Origin of the sequence: Cupriavidus cauae, from assembly GCF_008632125.1 — a bacterium.
GTDB classification, from domain to species: Bacteria; Pseudomonadota; Gammaproteobacteria; order Burkholderiales; family Burkholderiaceae; genus Cupriavidus; species Cupriavidus cauae.
The window spans coordinates 21671-36018 of sequence record NZ_VWRN01000023.1; the positions used below are offsets into that span (position 1 = coordinate 21671).

Sequence of the window (14348 nt, forward strand, 5' to 3'; positions counted from 1 at the left end):
GGAAACTCGGCAAACAAAAAGGCCCGCGCAGCAACAGGCGGGGCCGACGATTCGGAGCGGGTTATTGTAGCAAAGGCCCCTGTCACTCCCGGCAGGCATATCTGTCACCCCTGCCCGTTCCGCAGGCCGCGCGGCGGAATCGTTTATGCTATCGCCCCGTCCGAACCGCTGCCCCGCCGGGCCCGCCCTCGAATGGCGCCGGTGGCTCGCTTAAGAACCGACGAACCGGCGGACCGGCGGACCGGCGGACCGACCTCCCGCCCGACCCTTTCATTTCCGGCATGCAACGACGTACCTTCCTGAGCGCGGCGGCGGGCGCCACCGCGGCGTCCCTGCTGGCGGCCTGCAGCCTGGGCCCCAAGCCTGACACTCCCGCCGAACCGTCCGCGGTCACGCCGCCGCCGCGGCCCATCCGCATCGGCCTGGCGCTGGGCGGTGGCGCCGCGCGCGGCTTCGCCCATATCGGCGTGATCAAGACGCTGGAAGCGCACGGCATCCGCCCCGACCTGGTCACCGGCACCAGCGCCGGCGCCGTGGTCGCCGCGCTGTACGCCTCCGGCATGGACGGCTTCGAGCTGAACAAGCATGCGCTGAAGATGGACGAGGCCACCATCGCCGACTGGGCGCTGCCGTTCGGCACGCGATTCGGCGGCTGGCTCAAGGGCGAGGCGCTGCAGAACTATGTGAACCGGCTGGTGGACAACCGGCCGATCGAGGCGATGAAGATCCCGCTCGGCATCGTCGCCACCGACCTGAAGACGGGCCGCGCGATCCTGTTCCGGCGCGGCAACACCGGACAGGCGGTGCGCGCCTCCAGCAGCGTGCCGGGCGTGTTCCAGCCGGTGTCGATCCAGGGGCACGACTATGTCGACGGCGGCCTGGTCGAGCCGGTGCCCGTGGATTCGGCACGCAGCATGGGCGCGGACTTCGTCATCGCGGTCAATATCTCGGCCGATCCGGCCAGCCAGAACAATGCCGGCCAGAGCGGCGTGCTGCTGCAGACCACGGCAATCATGGGGCAATCGATCAACCGGCTTGCGCTGGCGCGCGCCGACGTGGTGATCCGTCCCGATCTGCCCGACATGAGCGGCAGCGACTTCGGCGCGCGCAACCGCGCGATCCTGGCCGGCGAGAAGGCCGCCGTCGCCGCCCTGCCCGCGCTGCGCGAGAAGCTGGCGCAGGCGCGGCTGCAGCCGGTCGCTCCGATTGCGGGCAAGTAGGCGGCGGGAAGCAGGCGCGGAAGTGGACAAGGCGAGCGCAAGGAACGACCGCGCAAATAAAAGAGGCAAACAAAAAGGACTGCCGAGGCAGTCCTTTTTGTTGCATGGCGATCGGCACGGATTGGCGCCGATTCGACACCGTGTCGCACCGATCGGCGCCGCGCGGCGCCCTCGCCGCTCAGCCGCCGTAGAACGTGCGTCCGCTGGCGTTCGGATCGAAGCGCTTGAGCGTCTCGACCATGCCGCCGATGCCGCCTGCCGCGCCGTTGTCGCGCTCGGGCATATCGTCGATGCGGCGCGCGCCGTTGTAGCGCGTGACCCAGTAGGCCGAACGCATGTCGTCGACGCGGATCTTGCTGCCGGTCGACGGCGCGTGCACGAACTTGTTGTCGCCGATATAGATGCCCACATGCGAGAACGCGTGGCGCATCGTGTTGAAGAACACCAGATCGCCCGGGCGCAGCTCGTGCGCGGCGACGTTGGTGCCGACGCGGCTGATCTCGACCGAGCGCCGCGGCAGCATGAAGCCGAAGGTGTCATTGAAGACGTAGCGGACGAAGCCGCTGCAGTCCAGGCCCGATTCCGGCGTGTTGCCGCCGAAGCGATAACGGACACCGATCAGGCCGAGCGCGTTCATCACCAGGTCGCCGGCCTTGTTGGCGACATGGCTCGTCGAATTCATCATCGACGACAGCAGGCCCTTCCTCGGCTCGGACTGCTGCGGGGCCTCGACGCTCAGCTCCGCGCCGGGTTCCTTGAACACCGTGTCAGCCAGGGCTCCATTCGACAAGGCCGCGCCGCATGCCAGGGTCAGTCCGATGGCGGCACGCGCCAGGGAATGAAGCACCGTTCGCTGCATGGGTTCTCCCGTTGGTTCCGGTTCGGATGGTTCAAATCACACGATCCCTCACGCGACGCGGCAATCCATCGTCGTGTGGATCGGAGATGACTATGTGGAAAAACTGCCGAGGGCGGATGTCGGCACCGAATCATCCCGACAACGGCGTCGGGGCACGGCGTGCATGCATCCGCCAGGAGACGTGCGGCGTGCAAACCACCCACACATCAAGTTCTCGCGGGATGGTATAAGGTCACGCCAGCGATGTCAAAGTTCGTTACAAAATCGGCCGAAATCGCCATGTAATCAACGGAATAGCGAGGGACTTGCACGCTAATTCTTCCGATTGACCGCAATATCGGACATGAGCGCGGACATGGAGCGGAGACATCGGCGGGATCAACCCCGCCAGCCGCCCACGTCTCCAGGACGCGGTTCCAGGCCCCGCCCCAGCACCGAATCCATGCCGAGCTGGGCGGCCCGCATCAACTTGCGCGTGTAGGCATGCTGCGGTGCGCCCAGCACCGCCTCGGTTTCGCCCGCCTCGACCACCTCGCCGCCCTTCATCACGATGACCCGGTGCGCCATCGCCCGGATCACGGCCAGATCGTGGCTGATGAACAGGTAGCTGAGGTTGTACTTGCGCTGCAGCTGCGCCAGCAGCGCCAGCACCTGCTGCTGGATCGATACGTCGAGCGCGGAGGTCGGTTCGTCGAGCACCACCACCTGCGGCTTGAGGATCAGCACGCGCGCGATGGCGATGCGCTGGCGCTGTCCGCCGGAGAATTCGTGCGGATAGCGTCCCAGCGCGGTCCGGTCCAGCCCGACTTCGCGCAGCGCCTCGATCACGCGCTCACGCATCGCCTCGCGCGACAGACCGGGCTGATGCAGCGCCAGGCCTTCGCCGACGATCTGCTCGATCGTCATGCGTGGCGACAGCGAGCCGAACGGGTCCTGGAACACCACCTGCAGCCGGGCCCGCAGCGACGCTCGCTCGGCCCGCTTGACCTGGTCCAGGCTGCGGCCGAGGAACTGGATCTGGCCGCCGCTCTTGCGCTGCAAGGCCAGCACGGCATGGGCGAGCGTGGTCTTGCCCGAGCCGGACTCGCCGACGATGCCCAGCGTCTCGCCCTCGCGCAGATCGAAGTCGACCTCCTTGACGGCGCGCACCACGTCGCGCCCGAACCAGCCCGCCAGCCCGCGCCGCTTGCGCGTGTAGTTGACGTCAAGTCCACGCGCGCTCAGCAGGGTCGGCGCCAGCGGCAGCACCGGCACCACGTCGCGCCGCGGGCGGCTGTCGATCAGCCGCTGCGTATACGGATGGCGCGGGTTGGCGAAGACCTCGGCGGTCTCGCCGATCTCGACCAGCACGCCCTGCTCCATCACGCCGATACGCTGGGCGAACGCGCGCACCATGTTCAGGTCGTGCGTGATCAGCATCACCGCCATGCCGAACTCGGCCTGCAGGTCGCGCAGCAACTCGAGGATCTGCACGCGGATGGTGACGTCGAGCGCGGTGGTCGGCTCGTCGGCCAGCAGCAGCTTCGGCCGGCAGGCCAGCGCCATCGCGATCATCGCGCGCTGGCGCTGGCCGCCCGACAGCTGGTGCGGGAAGCTGTCGAAGCGGTGCGCGGCCTCTTCGATGCCGGTACGCTCGAGCAGCGCGATCGCGCGATCGCGCGCGGCGCGCTTGTCCAGCCCCTCGTGCAGCTCCAGCGTCTCGACGATCTGGTTGCCGACGGTATAGAGCGGGTTCAGCGCGGTCATCGGCTCCTGGAAGATCATCGCGATATCGCTGCCGCGGATCGCGCGGATCTCCCGGTCGGGCACACGCAGCAGGTCGCGCCCCCCGAAGTGGATCGCGCCCTGGTAGCGCGCATCCTCGACCAGCCGCAGCATCGACAGCGCGGTCACGGTCTTGCCGGAGCCGGACTCGCCGACCAGCGCGAAGCGTTCGCCGGGTCGCAGCGAGAAACTGACATCGCGCACCGCGCGGGTCGCCTCCGGGCCGTCCCCGAAGGTCACAGATAGGCGGTCGACGCGGATCAGCGCCGGGTCGGCGGCGTCCGGGGGTGCGCCCACGGGCTGCGGCGGCATCGTGATCGGAAGGTCGTTCATGGCCGCGCTCCCGCGGCGGACTGCCCCGCCGCCGCGGCGTCCGCCGCCGGTCCGCCCGCCGATCCCGCCGAGGGGTCGGGCAGCTTGGGTTCGACCCGGCCGCGCAGCGCCGCCAGGCCCAGCCGCGTATCGAAGGCATCGCGCAGCGCGTCGCCCATGAAGGTCAGCAGCAGCAGCGTGACCACCAGCACGCCGAAGGTCGACAGCGAGATCCACCACGCGTCCAGATTGGCCTTGCCCTGCGCCAGCAGCTCGCCCAAGCTCGGCGTGGTCGGCGGCACGCCCAGGCCAAGGAAGTCCAGGCTCGTCAGCGCCAGGATCGCGGCGCTCATGCGGAACGGCAGGAAGGTAATCACCGGCGTCAGGCTGTTGGGCAGGATATGGCGCCACATGATCTGCACATTGGACAGGCCCAGCGCGCGCGCCGCCTTGACGTAGTCGAGCGAGCGGTTGCGGTAGAACTCGGCGCGCACGTAGTCCGACAAACCCATCCAGCCGAACAGCGACAGCAGGATGATCAGCAGCGCCAGGCTCGGCTCGAAGATCGACGCGAAGATGATCAGCAGATACAGCTCGGGCATCGAGCTCCAGATCTCGATCGCGCGCTGCGAGATCAGATCGAAGCGCCCGCCGAAGAAGCCCATCAGCGCGCCGGTGATGGTGCCGATCACCACGCCGATCACGGTCAGCGCCAGGCCGAACAGCACCGACACGCGGAAGCCGTAGATCAGCCGCGCCAGCACGTCGCGGCCGCGATCGTCGGTGCCGAGCCAGTTCTCCGACGACGGCGGCGCGGGATTCGGCTCCTTGGCGAAGTAGTTCAGCGTGTCGTACGAATAGCGGTTGGGCGGATAGATGGCCCAGTTGCCGTTGCTGGTGATGCGCTGGCGGATGAAGGGATCGAGATAGTCGGTCGGGGTCGGGAAGTCGCCGTCGAAGGTCGTCTCGGCATAGGTCTGCACGATCGGGAAATACCACTCGCCGCGGTACTTGACCACCAGCGGGCGGTCGCTCGACAGCACCTCGGCGAACATGCTGAGCACGAACAGCACGACGAAGGCGATCAGGCTCCAGTAGCCGAGCCGGTTGCGGCGGAAGCGCTGCCAGGCGCGCTGGCGCGGCGACAGCGAGGACGGCAGCCGGTCCAGGCGCGGCGGCCGCGGGGTCGAGCGGAAAGGAGTTTGCCAACGCGGGATCATCGCGGCATGGCCTCGAAATGGATGCGGGGGTCGACCAGCACGTAGCAGACATCGGAGATCAGCCGGGTCACCAGGCCGATCAGCGTGAACAGGTACAGCGTGCCGAGCACGACCGGATAGTCGCGGCGCAGCACCGCCTCGTAGGACAGCAGGCCCAGCCCGTCGAGCGAGAACAGCGTCTCGATCAGCAGCGAGCCGGTGAAGAAGGCGCCGATGAAGGCCGCCGGGAAGCCCGTCACCAGCGGGATCAGCGCATTGCGGAAGATATGCTTCCACAGCACGCGCCGCTCCGACAGGCCCTTGGCGCGCGCGGTCAGCACATACTGCTTGCGCACCTCTTCCAGGAACGCGTTCTTGGTCAGCATCGTCACCACGGCGAAGCTGCCGACCACGGACGCGGTGATCGGCAGCACCAGGTGCCACAGGTAGTCCATCACCTTGCCCATCAATGACAGCTGCTCCCAGTTGTCCGAGGTCAGGCCGCGCAGCGGGAACCACTGCACGAAGGTGCCGCCGCCGAACAGCACCAGCAGCAGCACGCCCAGCACGAAGCCCGGGATCGCGTAGCCGACCAGCACGATCATGCTGGTCACCACGTCGAAGCGGCTGCCCGCCCGGATCGCCTTGGCGATGCCGAGCGGCACCGATATCAGATAGGTCAGGAAGAAGGTCCACAGGCCCAGGCTGACCGACACCGGCAGCTTGGACTTGACCAGCTCCCACACGCTGCGGTGCTGGAAGTAGCTCTGGCCCAGATCGAACTGCGCAAAGCGCTTGAGCATCATCCAGTAGCGCTCCAGCGGCGGCTTGTCGAAGCCGTACAGCGCCTGGATCTCCTTGATCTTCTCGGGGTCGACGCCGCGCCGGCCGCGATATTCGGCACCGCCGCCGCTGGCCTCGCCGCCGCCCCCGCGGCCCTTGAGCTCCATCATCATCTGCTCGACCGGGCCGCCGGGCACGAACTGGATCACGACGAAGGTCAGCGTGATGACGCCGATCAGCGTCGGGATCATCAGCAGAACGCGTTTGAGCAGATAGGCCAGCATGCCGTTTCCTGTTGTCCTTTGGCGTCAGTCGCGGCCATCGCCGCGCTCAGCGCGCCGCCTTGGCCGGGCCTGGCTTCGCTTCGGCTGCCTTCGCCTGGGCCGCCTTCGCCTGCGCAGCGGGCACATCGCTGCGCCACCAGCTGCTCAGCACCCAGCCCTCGGCCGTGTAGTAGTACGGCAGCCGCTGCGGATAGACCAGCTCGCGCCGGTAGGCCACGCGATGCGAGGCGCTGTACCAGTTCGGCACCACGTAGTAGCCGTGCATCAGCACGCGGTCGAGCGCGCGCGACGCATTGATCAGGTCCTTGCGCGTATGCGCGCGCAGCACCTGGTCGACCAGCTTGTCGACCGCGGGCGATTTCAGCCCGAACAGATTGTCCGAGCCCGGCATCGAGGCCGCCTCGCTGGTGAAGCGATCGCGCAGTTCGTTGCCCGGGCTCTGCGAATCGGGGAAGCGGATCGACACCACGTCGAAGTCGAAGTCTTCCAGCCGCTTCTGGTACAGCGCGAAGTCGGTGGTGCGCTGATGGACCTGGATGCCGAGCTTCTCCAGGTTGCGTACATAGGTCGTGATGACGCGGCTCATCGCGCCGCCGTCGTCGAGAAACTCGAACACGAAGGGCTCGCCCCTGGCGTTGCGCAGCGCGCCGTCGCTATAGGTCCAGCCCGCCTGCGCCAGCAGCCGGCGCGCCTCGCGCAGGTTGTCGCGCAGCGAGCGCGGCGGCTCGGTAGTCGGCTGCGTGACAATGGGACCGAATACCTCGGGCGCCAGCTGGTCGCGCAGCGGCTCCAGCAAGGCCAGCTCGCCGGGGCCGGGACGGCCGTCGAAGGTTGCGCTGGCGGCCAGTTCGCTGTTGGAGAACCAGCTGTCGAGGCGCTTGTAGGCGCCGTAGAACAGCTGCCGGTTCAGCCATTCGAAATCCAGCGCGAGGATCAGCGCCTGGCGCACGCGCACGTCCTGGAACAGCGGCTTGCGCATGTTCATCACGAAGCCCTGCATGCCCGCGCCATTGCGGTGCGGGAATTCGGTCTTCATCAGCTCGCCGTTGGCGAAGCGCTTGCCGACATAGCTCTTGGCCCAGCTCTTGGAGCGGTACTCGACGATGGCGTCGAATTCGCCGGCCTTGAAGGCCTCCAGCCGCGCGGTCTCGTCCTTGTAGAGGCGGTACACCACGCGGTCGAAGTTGAAGGTGCCGCGCCGCACCGCCAGGTCCTTGCCCCAGTAGTTCGGATTGCGCTTGTAGATGATGCCGCGGCCCGCGTCGTAGCGCTCGATCAGATAGGGACCGCTGGTGACGGGCGTCTCGAAGGTCAGCTTCTCGAACGGCACCTTGGCCGCCCATTTGCGCGAGAACACCGGCAGCGAGCCGACGATCAGCGGCAGCTCGCCGTTGCGCTGCTTGAAGTCGTAGCGCACGGTTCGGTCGTCGATCACGGTCAGCGATTTGACGTCGGCGCACATGCTGCGATAGCCGGGGCTCGAAGCCTTGCTCATCAGCATGTCGAAGGAATACTTGACGTCGCTGGCCAGCACCGGATCGCCGTTGTGGAAGCGCGCCTGCGGATGGATGCGGAAGGTCACCGACAGCTCGTCGGGGGCCACCGAGACGTCCTCGGCCAGCAGGCCGTAGGCGCTGGCGGTCTCGTCGGCGCTGCCGATCAGCAGCGACTCGAACATCAGCGAGGTCAGGCCCGGCGCGGCGACGCCCTTCAGCGTGAACGGGTTGAACTTGTCGAAGCTGGTGCGCCGGTCCGGATTCGCCAACGTCAGCGTGCCGCCGCGGGGGGCATCGGGATTGACGTAGTCGAAATGGTGGAAGTCGGGCGGGTACTTCAGGTCGCCGTGCAGCGCGAAGCCGTGCGCGGCCCATGCCGTGGTCGGCATCGTCGGCAACAGCGCGGCCACCAGGGCGGCTGCGGCGGACCGTGCCAGCATCTGGACCAGGCCGGTGCGAGTCCGCGCCCGGATACGATGCCATGCCGAAAACGGCCCTGCTGCTTGCCTTTGCATCCGGTCGATGCCCTCCCCCAGAACTTCGCTTGCCAAGTACGGCCGCGGTCGGTGCCCGGGCCAAGTTGTGCGACAATTTTACCTTCGTTCGGCGGCGTTCCAGCCATCCGGACATTCCAGTACGCGGCGTGGCCGCGGCCGCAACGGGCCTGCCCGCTCGCCATCGGCGATCCGGTACGGCAAGCGGGTCGGTCATCCGGCCCTGCGGCCCGGCGAGGCTCAGCACGAACCGTGCCCGGCAGCGTGCCCCACGCCGGCGCGCCGCGAACGCGCATCACAAGACCACCATGGAGAACTTATGGGATTTCTGGCAGGTAAGCGGATCCTGATCACCGGCTTGCTGTCGAACCGCTCGATCGCCTACGGCATCGCGTCGGCCTGCAAGCGCGAAGGCGCGGAACTGGCCTTCACCTATGTCGGCGAGCGCTTCAAGGACCGTATCCAGGACTTTGCCAAGGAATTCGGCAGCGATCTGGTATTCGAATGCGATGTGTCGAGCGACGAGCAGATCGCCGCCACCTTCGCCGCGCTCGGCCAGCGCTGGGACAAGCTCGACGGCCTGGTCCATTCGATCGGCTTCGCCCCGCGCGAGGCGATCGCCGGCGACTTCCTCGACGGCCTGTCGCGCGAGGCGTTCCGCGTCGCCCACGACATCTCGGCCTACAGCTTCCCGGCGCTCGCCAAGGCCGCGCTGCCGCTGCTGTCGGACAAGGCCTCGCTGCTGACGCTGACCTATCTGGGCAGCGAACGCGTGGTGCCCAACTACAACACGATGGGCCTGGCCAAGGCGTCGCTGGAAGCCAGCGTGCGCTACCTGGCCGCCTCGGTCGGCCCGCGCGGCATCCGCGCCAACGGCATCTCGGCCGGCCCGATCAAGACGCTGGCCGCCTCGGGCATCAAGGGCTTCGGCAAGCTGCTCGGCCACTTCGAGGAAGCCGCCCCGCTGCGCCGCAACGTCACCATCGAGGAAGTCGGCAACGTCGCGGCCTTCCTGCTGTCGGACCTGTCGAGCGGCGTGACCGGCGAGATCACGTACGTCGACGCGGGCTTCAATATCGTCGGCGCCAGCCTGCCGGAAGGCGAGTAAGGTCGTAGAGGGCCGAACAGGGGCGAACAGGGACGGATAACCGGGCTGTCTGTGCACCGCCGATCGCGTTTGACCGCCGCAGTGCCGACGGATACAATGCGCGGCTTCGGGGCGTAGCGCAGCCTGGTAGCGCATCTGATTTGGGATCAGAGGGTCGCATGTTCGAATCATGTCGCCCCGACCAGAACGACAAGGGTTAGCAGGCCACGGCCGGCTAACCCTTTTTCTCTTCCGACCGCCCTTAGCTCAGTTGGATAGAGCACTCGCCTTCTAAGCGAGCGGTCGCACGTTCGAATCGTGCAGGGCGGGCCACACCTCTTTGGTGGCGGCAAAGGCACTCCCAGGCGGAGACTATTCCGCCCGATTTCCCCTCTGCTTTTATCGCCGCCGGTTCACAAAGCCTGCCGCGCCGACACCACGTTTCGCCGGTTCCCGCCCGCGTACGGGAACTAAAGGCAGGCGCCCGGAACCCAAAATGCTGCAGGTGCGTTCGTGCTATAATCGCGCATCCGCAAAGGCGGCCGTCCGGCTGCCCATCATGGAGCCACAAAGGAAGGAAGCTTGGCTAAGGAAGAACTCATTGAATTCGGCGGCGTCGTTTCGGAAGCGCTGCCCGACAACCGCTATCGCGTGCTGCTGGAAAACGGCGTGGAAATCTGGGCCTACGCATCGGGCAAGATGCAGAAGCACCGGATCCGTATTCTGGCCGGCGACCGCGTGACGCTGGAAATGTCGCCCTACGACCTGACCAAGGGTCGCATCAACTTCCGTCACAAGAGCTGATACCGGACCGCCCGGTCCAACGGTTTCGCTCCTGTTCGGCGTCGCGGCGACGACGCGATTCTGCTCGTCGCCTGGCCGCGTCGTGCCTCCCACCCAGCGCAGCTTGCACGCGGTCACTCGATCCGAATGACCGCGACGGTGGCGTTCGCGCGTCTGGCGGGAAGATGCCTCGCCGCACCCCTTCGAGGTGCCGGTGTACTGGCATCGACCGCGCCGCCCTCCCCCTGAAGTTCGACACGGCCCCCGCCTTCGGTCGCCCCTTTGCCGGTCGCCCCGTCGCCGCTCTCTTCATTGCTGGTCGCCCCGGCGTCGCTCTTCCCTTACCCCTTGCCGGTCGTCTCGTTGCCGGTCGTCCCGTCACGACACGCATTGTGACCGTCGCGCGACCGTCATCTTGCTGTCATCGACGCCGCCGATACTCCCGCGTCGCCCGGTGACTTGATCCTGTCACCGGCATGGCGGCGCATTGCCCACGCCATGTCGGTGCGCGATACTGACCGCGGCATCGACTGGCCGGCCACGCACCGGAAGACGGCGCCGACACCACGGACCGGACGCCGCGTCGAACGCAGGCCCGACACCCCAGTCGAACCGATCCAGACGGAGCCGGTACCGGTTTCCGGAGTTCCAACACGAACGACCACCGCACGGCATTCGCGCCGTGCCGATCTCCAGCAATGAACCTGATCCTGTGGCGCCACGCCGAAGCGGAAGCGCTCCCCGATGTTGCCGGCATGGGCCGCGCCGCGGACCTGCAACGTGCCCTGACCCGCCGCGGCCGCAAGCAGGCCGAAGCCTCGGCCGCCTGGCTGCGGGCGCATCTGCCACCCGATGCGCGGCTGTTGTGCAGCCCCGCGCAGCGCAGCCGCGAAACCGCCGCGGCGCTGCGCGCCGACGCGCTGGTGGTGCCCGCGCTGGCGCCAGACAGCGATGTCACCGACGTGCTGGCGGCGATCGACTGGCCGCATGCGGCCGGTACCACGGTCGTGGTCGGCCATCAGCCCTGGATCGGCCGGCTCGCGGCTCTACTGCTCGCCGGCACGGAGATCAGCTGGAGCATCCGCAAGAGCGGCATCTGGTGGCTGACGGCCCGCACGCGCGAGCACGAGGACCAGGTCGTGCTGCGTGCGGTGATCAATCCCGAATTCCTGTGACCTTCGTCCGGCGGCGCTGCGTGGCGAGGTGATCGTCGCCACGCCGTCATGTCGCGACGCCTTCATGTCGCGACGCCTTCATGCCGCGACGCCCTCATGCCGCGACGCCCTCATGCCGCGACGCCTTCATGCCGCGACGCCCTCATGCCGCGACGCCCTCATGCCGCGACGTCCTCATGCCGCGACGTCCTCATGCCGCGACGTCCTCTGTCGCGACAGGTTCATGCCGCCACGCCCTCATCTGCCACGGCAGCACGGTCACGCAACCGTCATCGCCGGTTCACGGCTCTGTCACCGCTCCCCTCTACATTGTTTCGCAGCCATGTTGTCATCGAAAGGACATCTGATGCGAGACCTCCCGACGCCTACCCAGCCGCTCTTCGATTCCTTGCCCAATGGCCTGGCGGGCCATCCGGGCCGGAGGCGTCTTCATCGCCAATCCGTTGCGCAGCAAGATGCAGCGCCTGCTCTCAGCGTGGCGTGGGCGCGCCACCAGGACGAAGTAGTCGAAGCGCAGCGCCTGCGCTACAAGGTATTTGCCGAGGAGATGGGCGCGCGCCTGTCGACCTCGTCGCCCGAGCTCGACATCGACATGTTCGATGCCTACTGCGACCACCTGATCGTGCGCGACCTCGCCACGCTGAAGGTCGTGGGTACCTACCGCGTGCTGCCGCCGCACCAGGCCAAGCGCATCGGCTGCCTGTACGCCGAATCGGAATTCGACCTGGTCCGGCTGGCGCATCTGAAGCCGAAGATGGTCGAACTGGGCCGCTCGTGCGTGCATCGCGACTACCGCACCGGCAGCGTGATCATGGCGCTGTGGGGCGGGCTGGGCGAGTACCTGCAGCGCTGGGGCATCGAGTCGATGCTCGGCTGCGCGAGCGTGCCGATCAACGATGGCGGCCATATCGCCGCGAGCCTGAGCCGCGTGTTCGCGCGCGATTATCTGGCGCCGATCGAATACCACGCGTTTCCGCGGCTGCCGTTGCCGGTGCACGAGCTGAACCAGGACCTGGAAGTCGAGCCGCCGGCGCTGATCAAGGGCTATCTGCGCCTGGGCGCACGCATCTGCGGCATGCCGGCCTGGGATCCGGACTTCAACGTGGCGGATTTCCTCACGCTGCTGCGCGTCGGGGACATGAATCCGCGTTACGCGCGGCATTTCCTCGGGCTGCAGCGCTAAGAGGTTGAGGGGTTGAGGCGGCGCGCCAGTCGCGCGCTGTCTCCTCTCGCCTCCTCTCCCGCAGGCCATGGGCCAACAGAGGCACTGTCCGGCCCTCGCCCGCAAGCGGAAGACGTAGAACACCGGCGCAGCCTGTACGCGTCCGCCGACGGCGGTTGGCCCCTTCCTTCAGACGTACACCACCTTGTAGCGGATCCCGATCCGCTCCCATTCGTCGGCTTCCTTGCCGAGGCTGTATTCGACCAGCGGATTGGTCTCGACCCACGCCTTCGGCAGCCGCACCTCGAAGCCCTCTTCCAGCGCGTCGGCGCGCTGGCTGACCCTGATCTCCGGCAGTTCGACATCGGCACGCCGCCGGCACAGCACGAAGGCCAGGCGCAGGCTGAACAGCATGCGCCAGTCGAGAAAGCGGCCACGCCCCGACAGCTTGCCTAGCTTGCCGGCATGGCCGAGCAGCAGCGTGGCGAGCCGCGCCTGGTCGGTCTTGGAAAATCCCGGCATGTCCGCATGCGTGGCGATATAGGCCGAATGTTTGTGGTAGCTGCTGTGCGCGATCGACATGCCGATCTCGTGCAGGCTCGCGGCCCAGCCCAGCAGCGCCAGATTGTCCTCGCGCCGTTCGTTGGCCGGATCGGGAAACTGGGCCAGCAGCCGCTGCGCGGCCTGGCGCACGCGCGCGGCCTGGGCACGGTCGACGCCGTAGCGGCGCATGAACTGATCCACCGTCACCGTGCGCATGTCCTCGTGATGGCTGCGGCCGAGCAGGTCGTACAGCACGCCCAGGCGCAGCGCGCCGTCGGTGACGTCCATGCGGTCGATATCGAGCTCGGCAAACACGCCGAGCATGATCGACAGCCCGCCGGGCAGCACGGGGATGCGGTCCGGCTTCAATCCGACCAGCCGCACGCGGTTGGTGTTCTCCGCCTTGATCAGCGCGCGCTTGAGCCGCTCCAGCCCTTCCCGCGTGATGCCGTGCTCCTGCGCGTTGTCGTTCATGCCGTTCAGCTCGATCAGCTCGGCCAGCGCGCGCGCCGTGCCCGACGAGCCGACCGCCTGCTGCCAGCCCGCGCTGCGGTACTGGCGCACCAGCACCTGGATCTCGCGGCGCGCCGCCAGCTCGGCCTGCTTCATCGCGTATTCGTCGACATTGCCGCTGGGGAAGAACTGCCGGCTGTGCGAAACGCAGCCGATATAGAGCGACTCCATCAGCTTGGCCGAGTACCCATGGCCGATGATGAATTCGGTCGAGCCGCCGCCGATATCGACCACCAGCCGATTGCCGGCGCAGGCAGGCGCATCGTGCGACGCGCCCAGATAGATCAGCCGGGCTTCCTCGCGGCCGGCGATCACCTCGATCGGAAAGCCCAGCGCGTTCTCCGCCTCGATCAGGAATTCGGACGCGTTCTTGGCCACGCGCAGCGTATTGGTGGCGACGGCGCGCACCTGGTCCGGCGAGAATTCGCGCAGGCGGTCGCCAAAGCGCCGCAGCGCCTCGACGCCGCGGCGCCGCGCCGGCTGGTCCAGGTACTTGTCGGCGGTCAGGCCGGCGGCCAGGCGCACCGGCTCGCGCAGCGCATCGACCTGGAAGATCTGGCTGACCGGACCGGTCGCGGTCTGGATCTCGTCCACCCGGCCGATCATCAGCCGGAAGCTGTTGGAGCCCATATCGACGGCGGCGAGCAGGCGTGGAGTATTGTTCATCGTCATAG

11 protein-coding genes and 2 tRNA genes are annotated in these 14348 nt (G+C 67.5%); 7 read left to right on the top strand and 6 right to left on the bottom strand.

What is annotated here, in order from left to right; translation table 11 throughout:
• The first annotated feature begins 281 nt into the window (after window positions 1-281).
• Complete coding sequence (locus tag F1599_RS07270) at window positions 282-1220, top strand: patatin-like phospholipase family protein (protein ID WP_150082646.1); 939 nt, start codon at window positions 282-284, stop codon at window positions 1218-1220.
• Between the two features lie 178 nt (window positions 1221-1398).
• Here F1599_RS07270 and F1599_RS07275 read toward each other — a convergent pair whose 3' ends face one another.
• The 5 genes from F1599_RS07275 to F1599_RS07295 all read right to left on the bottom strand — a co-directional run bounded on the left by F1599_RS07275 (window position 1399) and on the right by F1599_RS07295 (window position 8357).
• The gene (locus F1599_RS07275) at window positions 1399-2079 is read right to left on the bottom strand and encodes a C40 family peptidase (RefSeq protein ID WP_149319848.1); all 681 of its coding nucleotides are present in this window, start codon (window positions 2077-2079) and stop codon (window positions 1399-1401) included.
• A 378-nt stretch (window positions 2080-2457) separates the two neighbouring features.
• Window positions 2458-4155, bottom strand: coding sequence for an ABC transporter ATP-binding protein (locus tag F1599_RS07280; protein WP_150082698.1), 1698 nt, complete (start codon window positions 4153-4155; stop codon window positions 2458-2460).
• Between the two features lie 17 nt (window positions 4156-4172).
• Window positions 4173-5375 carry an ABC transporter permease gene (locus F1599_RS07285; RefSeq protein ID WP_149319847.1) on the bottom strand — a complete coding sequence of 401 codons (1203 nt, stop codon included), beginning with the start codon at window positions 5373-5375 and terminating at the stop codon, window positions 4173-4175.
• Window positions 5372-6421 carry a microcin C ABC transporter permease YejB gene (locus F1599_RS07290; protein WP_149319846.1) on the bottom strand — a complete coding sequence of 350 codons (1050 nt, stop codon included), beginning with the start codon at window positions 6419-6421 and terminating at the stop codon, window positions 5372-5374. The genes F1599_RS07285 and F1599_RS07290 overlap by 4 nt, the downstream gene beginning before the upstream one ends.
• 46 nt (window positions 6422-6467) lie before the next feature.
• Window positions 6468-8357 carry an extracellular solute-binding protein gene (locus tag F1599_RS07295; RefSeq protein WP_150082647.1) on the bottom strand — a complete coding sequence of 630 codons (1890 nt, stop codon included), beginning with the start codon at window positions 8355-8357 and terminating at the stop codon, window positions 6468-6470.
• Between the two features lie 373 nt (window positions 8358-8730).
• Here F1599_RS07295 and fabI point away from each other — a divergent pair, with 373 nt between their 5' ends.
• From fabI to F1599_RS07325, 6 genes are all read left to right on the top strand, one after another.
• A complete protein-coding gene (gene fabI, locus F1599_RS07300; RefSeq protein WP_006578939.1) occupies window positions 8731-9519 on the top strand; it encodes an enoyl-ACP reductase FabI in 789 nt (262 codons plus the stop codon).
• Between the two features lie 107 nt (window positions 9520-9626).
• Window positions 9627-9703: transfer RNA gene (locus F1599_RS07305), tRNA-Pro, on the top strand.
• Window positions 9704-9754: 51 nt separating this feature from the next.
• A tRNA-Arg gene (locus tag F1599_RS07310) sits at window positions 9755-9831 on the top strand.
• Window positions 9832-10080: 249 nt separating this feature from the next.
• Window positions 10081-10302, top strand: coding sequence for a translation initiation factor IF-1 (gene infA, locus F1599_RS07315; protein WP_006578938.1), 222 nt, complete (start codon window positions 10081-10083; stop codon window positions 10300-10302).
• 677 nt (window positions 10303-10979) lie between these two features.
• A complete protein-coding gene (locus F1599_RS07320; RefSeq protein WP_149319844.1) occupies window positions 10980-11456 on the top strand; it encodes a SixA phosphatase family protein in 477 nt (158 codons plus the stop codon).
• A gap of 346 nt (window positions 11457-11802) precedes the next feature.
• Window positions 11803-12639, top strand: a complete 837-nt coding sequence (locus F1599_RS07325) for a GNAT family N-acetyltransferase (protein ID WP_149319843.1) — start codon at window positions 11803-11805, stop codon at window positions 12637-12639.
• A gap of 168 nt (window positions 12640-12807) precedes the next feature.
• Here F1599_RS07325 and ppx read toward each other — a convergent pair whose 3' ends face one another.
• Window positions 12808-14340 (bottom strand): exopolyphosphatase, encoded by a 1533-nt coding sequence (gene ppx / locus F1599_RS07330; RefSeq protein ID WP_149319842.1) that lies wholly within the window; start codon window positions 14338-14340, stop codon window positions 12808-12810.
• Between the last annotated feature and the right edge of the window lie 8 nt (window positions 14341-14348).